This is a genomic window from Kytococcus sedentarius DSM 20547 (genome assembly GCF_000023925.1).
GTDB lineage: Bacteria > Actinomycetota > Actinomycetes > Actinomycetales > Dermatophilaceae > Kytococcus > Kytococcus sedentarius.
Genome location: NC_013169.1, coordinates 1254826 through 1269593, shown reverse-complemented (window position 1 = coordinate 1269593; position 14768 = coordinate 1254826). Strand labels below are relative to the sequence as shown.

Sequence of the window (14768 nt, the reverse complement as noted above, 5' to 3'; positions counted from 1 at the left end):
ACCTGCCCTTGGCGGATCAGGCCTTGGGCACGTGTCCGGGAACGCGTGAGGCCCCGTTGGACGACAGCCTTGTCGAGTCTCATCGAGGTGGAGGGCCCGGAGCGGCCGGACCCGGAGCGACGCCTCCGTCGGATCGTCCCTCGAGAGCCTCCTCCAGGGACACCACTTCGCTCTGCAGGACCTCCACCTGGCGTTCGAGCTCCGCCAGGTCCACGTCCTGGGTGCCGGGCAGGAGCCGCTGGCCATTGTCGTGTCGCTCCATCCCAAGGAGTCTACGTGGGAAGCCCCGCGCACCCATCCCGTGACCCACACCCGCACGGAGTACCCAACCTCCTCAGCGAATCCACCCACCCGGCCGCGGCCTGCCATACCCAATTCGCCTCTGCCCCAGGGTCGTCCACGCTCACACCCCCGCACTCCCCTGTATCCAACACTCCACCATCCCGCCCAGGGTTGTTTTCGGGCATGCGAAAGGCCCACCACCCCACAAGGGGGTGATGGGCCTTCAACCATCGAGCACCAGCGTGCTCGGAACGTTGAGTTCGGCGGTGTCCTACTCTCCCACACCGTTCCCAGTGCAGTACCATCGGCGCTGAAGGGCTTAGCTTCCGGGTTCGGAATGTAACCGGGCGTTTCCCCTTCGCTATGACCACCGAAACACTGTCGTACTCACACACAATGAGCATGGACACTGTCACGACACAGTCATGAACACAGCGTTCACATCTTCACTTGTCAACCACCCACACACAGTATGGGCGTGTCTCCCGGGGTGTGTTTTCCGGGAACTGCACAGTGGACGCGTAGCATCTTTGTAGCAAGTTGTCGGCTTATTAGTACCGGTCAGCTCCACACATTTCTGTGCTTCCACATCCGGCCTATCAACCCAGTAGTCTAGCTGGGAGCCTCTCACCCCTAAGGGGCATGGAAACCTCATCTTGAAGCGTGCTTCCCGCTTAGATGCTTTCAGCGGTTATCACTTCCGAACGTAGCTAATCAGCGGTGCTCCTGGCGGAACAACTGACACACCAGAGGTTCGTCCATCCCGGTCCTCTCGTACTAGGGACAGCCCTTCTCAAGTTTCCTGCGCGCGCAGCGGATAGGGACCGAACTGTCTCACGACGTTCTAAACCCAGCTCGCGTACCGCTTTAATGGGCGAACAGCCCAACCCTTGGGACCTACTCCAGCCCCAGGATGCGACGAGCCGACATCGAGGTGCCAAACCATGCCGTCGATATGAGCTCTTGGGCAGGATCAGCCTGTTATCCCCGGGGTACCTTTTATCCGTTGAGCGACGGCGATTCCACAATCCACCGTCGGGTCACTAGTTCCGACTTTCGTCCCTGCTCGACATGTCCGTCTCACAGTCAAGCTCCCTTGTGCACTTGCACTCAACACCTGATTACCAACCAGGCTGAGGGAACCTTTGAGCGCCTCCGTTACCCTTTGGGAGGCAACCGCCCCAGTTAAACTACCCACCAGGCACTGTCCCTGATCCGGATCACGGACCGAAGTTAGATATCCAGAGCGACCAGAGTGGTATTTCAACGATGACTCCACACACGCTGGCGCGTGTGCTTCACAGTCTCCCACCTATCCTACACAAGCCGCACCGAATACCAATACCAAGCTGTAGTAAAGGTCCCGGGGTCTTTCCGTCCTGCTGCGCGTAACGAGCATCTTTACTCGTAGTGCAATTTCGCCGAGTTCGTGGTTGAGACAGTGGAGAAGTCGTTACGCCATTCGTGCAGGTCGGAACTTACCCGACAAGGAATTTCGCTACCTTAGGATGGTTATAGTTACCACCGCCGTTTACTGGGGCTTAAGTTCAGAGCTGCACCCTTACGGGTTGACTCGTCCCCTTAACCTTCCAGCACCGGGCAGGCGTCAGTCCGTATACATCGTCTTGCGACTTCGCACGGACCTGTGTTTTTAGTAAACAGTCGCTTCTCCCTGGTCTCTGCGGCCATCACCGCTGCCACCAGCATGTGGTTTCACGGATCAGGCCCCCCTTCTCCCGAAGTTACGGGGGTATTTTGCCGAATTCCTTAACCACGATTCACTCGATCGCCTTGGTATTCTCTACCTAACCACCTGAGTCGGTTTGGGGTACGGGCGGCTAGAACCTCGCTAGAAGATTTTCTCGGCAACATAGGATCACTGACTTCCCGCATACGCGGTCACTATCAGGTCTCAGGCACATGACGTCCGGATTTGCCTAGACGTCGCCCTACACCCTTGGACGTGGACTACCATCGCCACGCTGCAGCTACCTTCTTGCGTCTCTCCATCGCTTGGCTACTACTGCTTCGGGTCCCGGGCTCACACACTCATCACGACACAAAGTGCCGATCAAAGGCGATCACACGGTTAGCATCCACAGCCTCGCCAGGGGCGGTCCTTCGCCGGTTCCGGAATATCAACCGGATGTCCATCGACTACGCCTGTCGGCCTCGCCTTAGGTCCCGACTTACCCAGGGCAGATTAGCTTGACCCTGGAACCCTTGGTTATTCGGCGGACGGGTTTCTCACCCGTCTTTCGCTACTCATGCCTGCATTCTCACTCGTGCAGCATCCACGACTGGATCACTCCGCCGCTTCACTCGCTGCACGACGCTCCCCTACCCAACACCCAAAAATGGGCATTGCCACAACTTCGGTGGTGTGCTTGAGCCCCGCTACATTGTCGGCGCGGAATCACTTGACCAGTGAGCTGTTACGCACTCTTTAAAGGGTGGCTGCTTCTAAGCCAACCTCCTGGTTGTCACAGCAACTCCACATCCTTTCCCACTTAGCACACGCTTAGGGACCTTAGTTGGTGATCTGGGCTGTTTCCCTCTCGACTACGAAGCTTATCCCCCGCAGTCTCACTGCCACGCTTCACTTACCAGCATTCGGAGTTTGGCTAACGTCAGTAACCCGGTGGGGCCCATCAGCTATCCAGTAGCTCTACCTCTGGCAAGAAACACGTGACGCTGCACCTAAATGCATTTCGGGGAGAACCAGCTATCACGGAGTTTGATTGGCCTTTCACCCCTACCCACAGCTCATCCCCTCAGTTTTCAACCTAAGTGGGTTCGGTCCTCCACGCCGTCTTACCGGCGCTTCAACCTGGCCATGGGTAGATCACTCCGCTTCGGGTCTAGACCCAGCGACTCAAACGCCCTCTTCGGACTCGCTTTCGCTACGGCTTCCCCACACGGGTTAACCTTGCCACTGAGCACTAACTCGCAGGCTCATTCTTCAAAAGGCACGCTGTCACCCTTACAGGCTCCAACGGATTGTAGGCACATGGTTTCAGGAACTATTTCACTCCCCTCCCGGGGTACTTTTCACCTTTCCCTCACGGTACTTGTCCGCTATCGGTCATCAGAGAATATTTAGGCTTACCGGGTGGTCCCGGCAGATTCACACGAGATTTCACGGGCCCCGTGCTACTCGGGAAAAGACACAGACAGTGCCAGCAGTTTCGTCTACGGGGGTCGCACCCTCTATGCCCGGCCCTTCAAGACCGTTCGACTACCACCAACATTTCTTACTGTCCCCAGGGCTGGTAGACCCCAGAAATGTCCATCCCACAACCCCGAACACGCAACCCCTACCAGGTATCACACGTGCACGGTTTAGCCTCATCCGCTTTCGCTCGCCACTACTCACGGAATCACTTTTGTTTTCTCTTCCTGTGGGTACTGAGATGTTTCACTTCCCCACGTTCCCTCCCTCTACCCTATATTTTCAGGTAGCGGTGACTGGACTTGCCTCCAGCCGGGTTGCCCCATTCGGAAATCCTCGGATCAACGTCTAGTTATCGACTACCCGAGGCTTATCGCAGATTCTCACGTCCTTCATCGGTTTCTGATGCCAAGGCATCCACCATGTGCCCTTAAAAACTTGACACAAAGATGCTCGCGTCCACTGTGAAGTTCTCAAAAAACAACCCCGCAGCCCCAGCAACACCACGCAACACACGCAGCACCACCAGAACCAGAGGAACCCAACAACCAACCACAACCCACCAACCGGCAGGCCATGCTTGGTCCCTGGGGACCCAACAGTGTGTCAACACCAGCCACACACAACCCCCAGCTTTCCCAACACCCACACAGGGCGCCGTACTCACAAAGAAGTCACACATGACCAACATGATCAATCGATGTTCCACCCAGAAGCACCCCCCGTACCACATTCGGATACGAAAAGGGCCCCACCAAGACAAAACCTGGCAGGTCTGGCACCCACACGACCACCACACAGGGCGATCACACGAGTGCAATAAGCTCCTTAGAAAGGAGGTGATCCAGCCGCACCTTCCGGTACGGCTACCTTGTTACGACTTAGTCCCAATCACCGGTCCCACCTTAGACGGCTCCTTCCACAAGGGTTAGGCCACCGTCTTCGGGTGTTACCGACTTTCGTGACTTGACGGGCGGTGTGTACAAGGCCCGGGAACGTATTCACCGCAGCGTTGCTGATCTGCGATTACTAGCGACTCCGACTTCATGGGGTCGAGTTGCAGACCCCAATCCGAACTGAGACCGGTTTTTTGGGATTCGCTCCACCTCACGGTTTCGCAACCCTCTGTACCGGCCATTGTAGCATGCTTGAAGCCCAAGACATAAGGGGCATGATGATTTGACGTCATCCCCACCTTCCTCCGAGTTGACCCCGGCAGTCTCCTATGAGTCCCCACCATTACGTGCTGGCAACATAGAACGAGGGTTGCGCTCGTTGCGGGACTTAACCCAACATCTCACGACACGAGCTGACGACAACCATGCACCACCTGTGCACCAGCCCAAAGGGAAACCCCATCTCTGAGGCGATCCAGTGCATGTCAAGCCTTGGTAAGGTTCTTCGCGTTGCATCGAATTAATCAGCATGCTCCGCCGCTTGTGCGGGCCCCCGTCAATTCCTTTGAGTTTTAGCCTTGCGGCCGTACTCCCCAGGCGGGGCGCTTAATGCGTTAGCTGCGACACGGATCTCGTGGAATGAGACCCACGCCTAGCGCCCAACGTTTACGGCATGGACTACCAGGGTATCTAATCCTGTTCGCTCCCCATGCTTTCGCTTCTCAGCGTCAGTAATGGCCCAGAGACCTGCCTTCGCCATCGGTGTTCCTCCTGATATCTGCGCATTCCACCGCTACACCAGGAATTCCAGTCTCCCCTACCATACTCTAGTCTGCCCGTACCCACTGCACGTCCAGGGTTAAGCCCTGAATTTTCACAGCAGACGCGACAAACCGCCTACAAGCTCTTTACGCCCAATAATTCCGGACAACGCTCGCACCCTACGTATTACCGCGGCTGCTGGCACGTAGTTAGCCGGTGCTTCTTCTGCAGGTACCGTCACAAAAGCTTCTTCCCTGCTGAAAGAGGTTTACAACCCGAAGGCCGTCATCCCTCACGCGGCGTCGCTGCATCAGGCTTTCGCCCATTGTGCAATATTCCCCACTGCTGCCTCCCGTAGGAGTCTGGGCCGTGTCTCAGTCCCAGTGTGGCCGGTCGCCCTCTCAGGCCGGCTACCCGTCGTCGCCTTGGTAGGCCATTACCCCACCAACAAGCTGATAGGCCGCGAGTCCATCCACCACCGATAAATCTTTCCACCAACACCCCATGCGAGGGTTGGTCGTATCCAGTATTAGACGCCGTTTCCAGCGCTTATCCCAGAGTGGAGGGCAGGTTACTCACGTGTTACTCACCCGTTCGCCACTGATCCACGAGTGCAAGCACTCGCTTCACCGTTCGACTTGCATGTGTTAAGCACGCCGCCAGCGTTCGTCCTGAGCCAGGATCAAACTCTCCGTAGAAAATATTGATACTGGCAGAGCAGAATGAGTCGCTGGACTCATCTTCTCGCCAAAGAAATCAACCAAACACACCCACAACCACACTCACACCGAAGCGCAAGCAAGCCATGGATGCGAAAGGGATACAACAAAAATAATTTGGCATCGATTCATGACACACTGTTGAGTTCTCAAGGACCAAACACTCCCCAACACCCACCGCACACTCACAACCGTGAGCCACCGTGCGATCTCGTTCAGGGGCGATCCACTACGTTACACCATCCGGCAGTCAGCCGCAAACCCGATCAAAACCAACCAGGCACGACCCACCAACACACGAAGCAACCAGTGGAGCCACCCAGACCAGACAACAACCCACACGCAGCAGCTGGCGAACCAGACTCACAACCACTCTCGCGGGCCACCCGTCCGGGCAACGAGGAGGAACAATACACACACCTGAGCACCAACGCAAAACCCGCACCGTTCCGGGGTTTCCGGACGGTGCGGGTCAGGTCGGGCGCCTCTGCGGGTCGGGCTCACCCCGCGCGACGTGCTGCGGCCAAGGTCCTGCGTCCGCGCTTGACCACCGCGACCTGGCCCCCGACGAAGTCCGCGTCCGTAATGGCCCCCTCGGGGTCGGTCACCTTCTGGCTGTTGACGGAGATGCCGCCCTCCCCCAGCAGTCGCTTGGCGGCCTTGCGCGAGTCCGCGAACCCGACGGCCACCACCACGTCCACCCAGGACGTGCCCACCTCGACCTCGCCACCGGTGAGCTCCGCGGTCGCGTCCAACAGCACGCCGGCGTCCACCTGCTGGAGGTCCCCCTTGCCGAACAGTGCCTCGGCCGCAGCCTCCACCCCATCGGTGATCTCCGCCCCGTGCACCAGGGTGGTCATCTCCCGGGCGAGCGCCCGCTGGGCGGTTCGCTTGAACGGCGCCTCGGCCACCTCCCGCTCGAGCTCGGCGATCTGCTCGCGGTCCAACAGCGTGAACAGCCGCAGGTACTCCACCACCTTCTCGTCCTCGGCGTTGAGCCAGAACTGGTGGAAGGTCCACGGGGAGGTCATGGAGGCGTCGAGCCAGATGGCATTGCCCTCGGACTTGCCGAACTTCCGGCCCGAGGCCTCGGTGACCAAGGGCGTGGTCAGGGCGTGCACGGACTCACCCTCCACCCGGTGCACGTAGTCCACCCCGGCCATCAGGTTCCCCCACTGGTCCTGGCCCCCGACCTGGAGACGTACCCCGAGGCTGGTGAAGAGGTGCCAGAAGTCGTAGCCCTGCAGGATCTGGTAGCTGAACTCGGTGTAGCTGATGCCCTGGCTGGACTCCAGCCGTGCGCTGACCGCGTCCTTCTTCAGCATCTGGTTCACCCGGAAGTGCTTGCCCACGTCCCGCAGGAAGTCGAGCGCCCCGAGCTGCCCGAACCAGTCCAGGTTGTTCACCACCGTGGCGGCGTTCTCCCCCTCGAAGTGGACGAAGGGGCGTACCTGCTGGGCGATGCTGTCGACCCATCGGGCGACCGTCTCCCGGTCGTGGAGGTTCCGTTCCGAGGTGGGGCGCGGGTCGCCGATGAGGCCCGTCGACCCACCGACGAGCACCACCGGGATGTGCCCGGCCTCCTGGAGCCGCCGCATCGTCACCAGCTGGACGAGGCTCCCCACGTGCAGCGAGGGCGCGGTGGGATCGAAACCGATGTAGAAGTGCACCGGCCCGGCGGCCAGCATGCGGTCCAGCTCCAGCAGGTCAGTCGACTGGGCGATCACGCCCCGCCACTGCAGCTCGGCCAGCACGCCGGACAACACCGCGTCCTGGGTGTCGCGGGGGGTCGTGGGCTCCTGGGTGGAGAGCTCGGTCTCGGCGTTCACGGCACACACTGTGCCACAGGGCCCAGTAGGCCCTGAGGCACCCCCGGCGGCGTGTGGTTGGGTGATCCGGCCCTGCCCCGTTCACGCCCCGGAGGAACCGTGCCCCTCGACCGCCGCACCACGCCCTCCACCACGGGTGGCGCCCCCGCCCCGGTCCCTCGGCGCTCCACCGGTCTCGACGCCGCCAGGGGCCTTGCGGTGCTGACCATGTTCGTCGCCCACTTCGCCCCGTCGGGTGGTCCCGGCGGCGTCCTGGTCATGTCGGAGTTCCTGGCCGCGCCCTTGTTCGTGGCCGTCATGGCGATGGGTGCCCATCTCTCGTTCCGCCGCCACGGGTGGCTCCACAGTGCGGTGGGGATGGTCCCCCGCGCAGCCGTGCTCTGGATCGTCGGGCTCGCGCTCGAGACCCTCGGCGCCCAGATCGACGTGGTCCTCACGGCATTGGCCGTCACGGCGCTGTGCCTGCCGTTACTGCTGCCCCTGCACTCGTGGGCCCTCCTGGCCGTCGGCGCCGCCGGCGCGCTGTTCGCCCCGGTGCTCGACGAGCGTCTGCGCCCCGCGATGTACCGGTCCATGCTGGAGGGGCACCACCATCTCGCGGACCTCCTCGGCGTCCTGGGCCCCGGGCCCAATTACCGGCTGGGCCCCTTCCTCGCGTACGCGGCACTGGGAATCCTGGTGGCGCGGCACCTCCGTGGAACCGCTGCCCGCATCAGCGCGGCGGGGGTGGGACTCGCGGTCGCCGGCGGGCTCGTCGTGCTCGCCCTGGTGGGGCGCGTGGACTTCCAGCCCTATGACGGATCGGTGTGGGCCACGCTCACCAGTGGTGGTGTCGCGGTCGCCCTCCTGCTGCTGTGCCTCCTTGCCGGGGAGTGCCTGCCGGCCGTGGCCGGCCCGCTCGCCACCGTGGGGCGATCAGCCCTCACCGTCTACGCGCTGCAGATCGTCGCGGCCGCAGCCTGGGTCCGGGCCCTCGGCGAGCCCACTGACAACTCGTGGCTCCTCCTGGCCTCCAGCGCGGTGGGCGCCTGGCTGGTCGCGGCCCTGTGGCAGCGGCTCCTGCCCGGGCCAGGACCGCTGGAGTTGGCCCTGGAGAAGCTCGTCGGGGCGACTCGCCAGCTGGTGCCCGCACGGCCCTGAGCACCGGCCCGCGGGGGCACGTCCTGGCGCGCCCCCAGCGGCGCGGGAGCTCAGGCCAGGGAGTCCTGGGGACCATAGGGCAGCAGGCCCAGGGTGCGGTCGGCATCCCCCAGCTCGCCGGCAGCCGCCCGCAGCGACTCCGGCGTGTCCGTGCCGGCCCGGACCATCCGCCCCGAGAAGGCGTCGAGCTCCCCGGAGGCCAGGGCGAGGGCCAGCTCCACGACCTCGCCGGGATCGGTCCAGTCGGTCCGCTGGTCGTGCATCGGCATCGACGCGGTCATGTCCGTGCGCACCACCCCGGGGGCCAGGTCGAACGCGTGGACGCCGTGCTCTCCGGCCGCCATCGCCACCGACCCCGTGATGCGGGCGAGCGCCGACTTGCTGGCGTGGTAGGCCGGGTACACCGGGGCGTTCCTGGTGCCGGAACCGGAGTTCAGGTGGACGATCCGACCGCCCCCTGCCTCGATCATGCGGGGCACGAGCTCGTGGGCCACCGCCAGTGGCCCCAGCACGTTCACCGTCATGACCTGCCACAGCTCCTCGAGCGGCACCTCCCACAGCGGCCGCTCGGCCTCGATGATGCCCGCGGAGACGACTGCGGCCTCCAGCCGGCCCGACGCGTTCCAGGCCTCGTCAACGACCGTCCGCACCGCCTCGGTGTCCGTGACGTCCAGGGGGTGGCAGGTGACCGCGGCCCCCGCGGCGCGGCAGTCCTCGGCCACCTCGGCCAGGGCCCGGGCGTCGCGGCCCGTCAGGACCAGGTCGTACCCGTCCCCAGCCAAGCCGCGCGCGATCTCCGCGCCGATGCCCCGGGTGGCCCCGACCACGAGGGCCGTTGGCCGCTGCTGTGCCTGCTCACCCACGGTGCTGCGCTCCTGTCCGCTCCGTGACGAGCGCGATCGCCGCGTCGCGGGCCGCGTTCGTCTCCTCGTTCGTCAACGTGCGGTCGGTGGCCCGGAAGGTCAGGCGCCAGGCGGTGCTGCGCCGCCCCGGGCCGACCTGCTCACCGGTGTACTGGTCGAACATCTCCACCGACTCCAGCAGCTCCCCCGCACCCTCGCGCAGCGCGGCACCGATGTCCGATGCCGGCACCGACAGGTCCGTCAGCAGCGCGACGTCCACCCGGGAGAAGGGCTGGTCGGAGAAGTCGCGGTGCGTCGAGACCTCCGGCGAGGCCTCGATGAGGGCGTCGACGTCGACCTCGAAGCCCACCGTGCGCTCCGGCAGCTCGAGCTCCGCCAAGCGCTGCGGGTGCAGCTCCCCGGCGTGGCCCCAGGTGGTGCCGTCTGCCAGCACCAGCCGGGCGCAGCGGCCCGGGTGGAAGGGGGCGTGCTGCGCCTGCTCGAGGGTGACCTCCACCCCGAACCGCCCGGCCAGCCCCAGCACGAGCTCCACCGCATCGGACCACTCGGCGGCACGAGCAGGACCCCACCACCCCTGGCGCTCCCACTCCCCCGCGATGATGCCGGCGGCGTGGAAGGGCTGGTGCGGCACCGCATCGGCCAGGGCCTGCAGCATCTCGGCAGAGGGCTCCAGGCCGACGTCCTGGACCGGGGCGACGACGTCGCCGGAGGGCAGCACCACGCGACCCAGCTCGTAGACCGCGGCCCCCCGCTGACCCCGCGCCAGGTTGCGCCGGGCCGCCGGGACCAGGGTCTGCAGCAGCGAGGTGCGCAGGAAGGGCTCCTCGGCCGAGAGCGGGTTGTGCAGGCGCAGCGCGTTGCGGCGCGGGTCGTCCTCGGGGTAGCCCAACCGGTCCCACTGCGCGGCGGAGGTCATCGGCAGCGTCACCACCTGGTGCAGCCCGGCGTCAGCCAGCAGGTCCGCGGCGATGCGGCGGCGACGCTGCGAGAGCGTCAGCCCACCCCCACCGGGTGCCTGCGGCAGCACCGACGGGATCTCGTCGTAGCCGCTGAGCCGGGCCACCTCCTCCACGAGGTCGACGGGGATCGTGAGGTCCGGCCGCCACGACGGCGGCGTCACGAGGACCGTGCCGTGGCCGCCGTCCGCGGCACCGTCGGCCTCGACCCGGCAGCCGATCATCGCCAGGCGGTCGATGACGGTCGCGCGGTCGTACTCGACACCCACCAGCGCAGTGGGGTGGGCCGTGTCGAAGCGGATGGGCTCCGGCGAGGTGGTGTGGTCGAGGTCCGTGAACGCGGTCTCGGCCACCCCGCCGCCGTGCTCCACGAGCAGGTCGACGGCCAGCTGGGCAGCGGACGGCGCGAGCTGCGGGTCGACCCGGCGCTCGTAGCGCTTCGAGGCCTCGGACACCAGGCGGTGGCGGCGGGCCGTCCGGGCGATGCTCACTGCATCGAAGTGGGCGGACTCGAGCAGCAGGTCGGTGGTCTCGTCGCCGATCTCGGAGTCGGCCCCGCCCATGACACCGGCCAGGGCCACCGGCCCACCCCCGGAGGTGATGACGAGGTCCTCCGGGTCCAGGGAGCGCTCCTTGCCGTCCAGCGTGGTGAGCTTCTCCCCCGCTGCAGCCCGCCGGACCTCGATGCCGTCGCGCACGGCCCCGAGGTCGAAGGCGTGGAGCGGCTGGCCCAGGGCCAGCATCACGTAGTTGGTGACGTCGACGATGAGACCGAGCGGCCGCATCCCCGCATCGGTCAGGCGCTTGGCCATCCAGCGGGGGGTGGGGCGGGAGCGGTCGATACCGCGCACCACCCGAGCGACGTAGCGGTCGCACCCGGGGACACCCCGGATGGGGCCGGAGTCCGTCACGCTGACGGGCACACCGTCACCGCTGGGGGTGTCGACGGCGAGGGCGGCCGGGTCGGTGAAGCGCGAACCCGTCGCGTGGGAGTACTCGCGGGCCAAGCCCCGCATGCTCATGGCGTAGCCGCGGTCCGGCGTGACGTTGACCTCGATGGTCTGGGAGTCCAGCCCCAGCAGCGGGAGCGCGTCCTGCCCCGGCTGCAGACTGCTGGCGTCCTCACCCAGGTACTCGGTCAGGACGATGATGCCGTCGTGGTCGTCGCCGAGGCCCAGCTCCGCGGCCGAGCAGATCATGCCCGCCGACAGGTGGCCGTAGGTCTTGCGCTCGCTGATCTCGAACCCGCCCGAGAGCACGGCCCCGGGCAGGGAGACCACCACGAGGTCGTCGACGTCGAAGTTGTGGGCGCCGCAGATGATCCCCTGCGGCTCGCCGGTGCCGTTGGCCTGACCGACGTCGACCTGGCACCAGTTGATGACCTTGCCGTTCTTCTGCGGCTCCGGCTCGCGGGAGAGCACCTTGCCCACCACGAGGGGACCGGTGATCATCTGCGCGCCGAGGGACTCCTCCTCGAAGCCCAGGCGCACGAGGTCTGCCGCGACCTGCTCGCCGGTCACGCCCTGCGGAAGCTCGACGTACTCGCCCAGCCAGTTGATCGGGATGTGCATCAGACCTCCACCGTGAAGTTCGTGTTGAAGCGGACGTCCCCCTCGATGAGGTCCCGCAGGTCCCCCACCCCGTTGCGGAAGATGAGGGCGCGCTCGACGCCCATGCCGAAGGCGAAGCCCGAGTACACCTCGGGATCCACACCACAGGCGCGCAGGACGTTGGGGTGGACCATGCCGCAGCCACCCCACTCGATCCAGCCCGTGCCCCCGCAGGTACGGCACGCGTCGTCCTCGCAGCGGCAGACCGGGCAGAGAAAGTCCATCTCCGCGCTGGGCTCGGTGAACGGGAAGAAGTTGGGGCGCAGGCGCGTGGTGATGCCCTCGCCGAACAGCTGCTTGGCGAAGTGGTCGAGGGTGCCGCGCAGGTGGGCCATGGTGAGGCCCTTGTCCACCGCCAGCCCCTCGATCTGGTGGAAGATCGGCAGGTGGGTGGCATCGATCTCGTCGGTGCGACCGACCTTGCCGGGGACCGCCACGTACAGCGGCGCGCCCCGCTCCAGCAGGGACCGGGCCTGGACCGGCGAGGTGTGCGTGCGCACCACCAGGTGGCGCTCCGGCGGGTCGACGTAGAAGGTGTCGGCCTCCGCACGGGCGGGGTGGTCGGCATCGAAGTTCAGGGCGTCGAAGTTGAACCACTCGGCCTCGACCTCGGGCCCCTCGCCGATCTCCCAGCCGAGGCCGGTGAAGATCTCGCCCATGCGCTGCTGGATGAGCTCCACCGGGTGGCGGGAGCCCACACTGCGGCGGGCGGGCACGGCGGTCACGTCGACCGTCTCCTCGACCAGGATCTGCTCGGCGCGCTCGGCCTGCAGCACCTCCTCGCGGGAGGCCAGTGCCTTGCTCAGCCGGCCCTTGGCCATGCCGACGAGCTTGCCCGCCGAGGCCTTCTCCTGCGGGGGCAGACCACCGATGCTCCGGTTGGCCAGGGAGATCGGGGCCTTGTCGCCCAGGTGGGCCAGACGGGCGGTCTTCAGCTCCTCGAGCGTGGACGCGGCCTCGAAGGCAGCCAGACCGGCCGCCACGTGCTCCTCGACCACCTCGGGGGTGATCGCGGGCGCGGCGTCGGGCGCACTCGGGGGGGTGGGGGTGGACTCGTCCGGAGGGGGCGTGCTCGGCATGCCCGGCATCCTACGGGGCGCGGGCCCGGAGCCCGGCCGTGGTGGGCCGGTACCGGCCGGTCAGGGGCCGGCCGTGCGCATGTCAGGAACCGGGGCGCATCGCCGAGGCGTACAGGCAGACGGCGGCAGCGGTGCCCAGGTTGAGGGACTCCGCACGGCCGTGCAGCGGCACGGCCACGGCGGCGTCGCAGGCGGCCACCTGGTCGTCCGGCAACCCGCGGGCCTCGTTGCCGAAGACCCACAGGTGGGGACCGTCCAGGTCTGCCTCGGGCAGCTGGGTGCTCGCGTAGCCGTCGGCGGCCACCAGCCGCACGGTGCCACCGGTCGCGGCGCGCAGGTCGGGGAAGGCAATGCCCGTGACCACGTCGATGTGGTGCAGCGAGCCCGCCGTGGACCGCACGACCTTGGGGTTGGTCACGTCGACGGACGCGTCGGTCACGACCACGAAGGCGGCCCCTGCCGCATCGGCTGCCCGGATGACGGTGCCGAGGTTCCCGGGGTCACGGACCTCTGACAGGACGGCGCCGAAACCCTGGGGCCCCAGCCGGCCGAGGCAGTCGGCCAGGTCCGCCGGCTGCCAGCGGGCCACGGCCACGATGCCCGGCGGGGTGTCAGCATCCGCCACCACCCGGACCACCGCATCAGACACCAGATGGGCGTGCACGGGGGTCTCGGCCACGAGCTCGACGAACTCTGGGGACCGGTCCAGGAAGTCCCGCGTGACGAAGACGTCGTCGGCCAGCTCGGGCTGCCAGCGCAGGAGCTCCCGCACGCACTGCGGCCCCTCGACCAGGTACCGGCCCGTCCGCCGACGCGAGGAACGCCGGCCCAGCTGTACCGCCGCTCGGACCCGGGCCGACGAGGGTGTCAGCTGGGAGTCACGAGGGTGCACAGGTGGACCGGCGTTCTCAGGGGTGTCGCGCTCAGGCCTTGGAGGCCACGTTCTCGGCCTGCTTGCTCGCCTCGACGGAGGCGGCGTCGCCGGCCTGGGCCGCGGCGGTGGCGGCCTCCTGACCACGGGGCGCAGCGCCCGCGGTCGCGCTCTCGTCACCCTTCACGGCGGGGACGTTGGCGCGGGAGATCTCGACCAGGGCGGTGAACGCCTCCGGGTCGTTGACGGCCAGCTCGGCCAGCATGCGACGGTCGACCTCGATCTCAGCGACCTTCAGGCCCTGGATGAAGCGGTTGTAGGTCATGCCGTTGGCGCGGGCCGCAGCGTTGATGCGCTGGATCCACAGGCGACGGAAGTCACCCTTCCGGTCGCGACGGTGGTCGAACGAGTAGACCAGCGAGTGGGTGACCTGCTCCTTGGCCTTGCGGTAGAGACGCGAACGCTGACCGCGGTAACCGCTGGCGCGCTCGAGAACGACTCGACGCTTCTTGTGGGCGTTGACTGCCCGCTTCACGCGTGCCACGTGAGTACTCCTTGACTTCGGGGGTGGTTTCGGGGGAGATCAGGC

8 protein-coding genes, 3 rRNA genes and 1 pseudogene are annotated in these 14768 nt (G+C 65.7%); 1 reads left to right on the top strand and 11 read right to left on the bottom strand.

The window, feature by feature from the left end:
* Nucleotides 1–8 precede the first annotated feature (8 nt).
* The 6 genes and pseudogenes from KSED_RS15755 to tyrS all read right to left on the bottom strand — a co-directional run.
* A pseudogene (locus KSED_RS15755) lies at nt 9–83 on the bottom strand (hypothetical protein); the annotation flags it as partial.
* Nucleotides 80–262, bottom strand: a complete 183-nt coding sequence (locus KSED_RS06030; RefSeq protein ID WP_041290881.1) for a hypothetical protein — start codon at nt 260–262, stop codon at nt 80–82. The gene KSED_RS06030 and the pseudogene KSED_RS15755, both read right to left, overlap by 4 nt.
* Before the next feature lie 278 nt (nt 263–540).
* Nucleotides 541–657, bottom strand: a 5S ribosomal RNA gene (rrf, locus tag KSED_RS06025).
* A gap of 156 nt (nt 658–813) precedes the next feature.
* Nucleotides 814–3898, bottom strand: a 23S ribosomal RNA gene (locus tag KSED_RS06020).
* A gap of 388 nt (nt 3899–4286) precedes the next feature.
* Nucleotides 4287–5810, bottom strand: a 16S ribosomal RNA gene (locus tag KSED_RS06015).
* The 16S, 23S and 5S rRNA genes sit together here, the layout of an rRNA operon.
* 521 nt (nt 5811–6331) lie before the next feature.
* On the bottom strand, nt 6332–7660 hold the full coding sequence (tyrS, locus tag KSED_RS06010) for a tyrosine--tRNA ligase (protein ID WP_015779213.1): 1329 nt from the start codon (nt 7658–7660) through the stop codon (nt 6332–6334).
* A 99-nt stretch (nt 7661–7759) separates the two neighbouring features.
* Between tyrS and KSED_RS13595 the strand changes: the two genes are divergently transcribed.
* A complete protein-coding gene (locus tag KSED_RS13595) occupies nt 7760–8800 on the top strand; it encodes a DUF418 domain-containing protein (protein ID WP_015779212.1) in 1041 nt (346 codons plus the stop codon).
* A gap of 50 nt (nt 8801–8850) precedes the next feature.
* On the opposite strand, the gene KSED_RS06000 is transcribed toward KSED_RS13595, so the two are convergent.
* The 5 genes from KSED_RS06000 to rplT form a co-directional block, all read right to left on the bottom strand.
* Complete coding sequence (locus KSED_RS06000) at nt 8851–9663, bottom strand: SDR family NAD(P)-dependent oxidoreductase (RefSeq protein WP_015779211.1); 813 nt, start codon at nt 9661–9663, stop codon at nt 8851–8853.
* The gene (gene pheT, locus KSED_RS05995; RefSeq protein WP_015779210.1) at nt 9656–12190 is read right to left on the bottom strand and encodes a phenylalanine--tRNA ligase subunit beta; all 2535 of its coding nucleotides are present in this window, start codon (nt 12188–12190) and stop codon (nt 9656–9658) included. Before pheT ends, KSED_RS06000 begins: the two co-directional genes overlap by 8 nt.
* Nucleotides 12190–13308, bottom strand: coding sequence for a phenylalanine--tRNA ligase subunit alpha (pheS, locus tag KSED_RS05990; protein WP_015779209.1), 1119 nt, complete (start codon nt 13306–13308; stop codon nt 12190–12192). The genes pheT and pheS overlap by 1 nt, the downstream gene beginning before the upstream one ends.
* Nucleotides 13309–13390: 82 nt before the next feature.
* Complete coding sequence (locus KSED_RS05985; RefSeq protein WP_049758367.1) at nt 13391–14200, bottom strand: TrmH family RNA methyltransferase; 810 nt, start codon at nt 14198–14200, stop codon at nt 13391–13393.
* Between the two features lie 31 nt (nt 14201–14231).
* Nucleotides 14232–14723 (bottom strand): 50S ribosomal protein L20, encoded by a 492-nt coding sequence (rplT, locus tag KSED_RS05980; RefSeq protein ID WP_015779207.1) that lies wholly within the window; start codon nt 14721–14723, stop codon nt 14232–14234.
* Between the last annotated feature and the right edge of the window lie 45 nt (nt 14724–14768).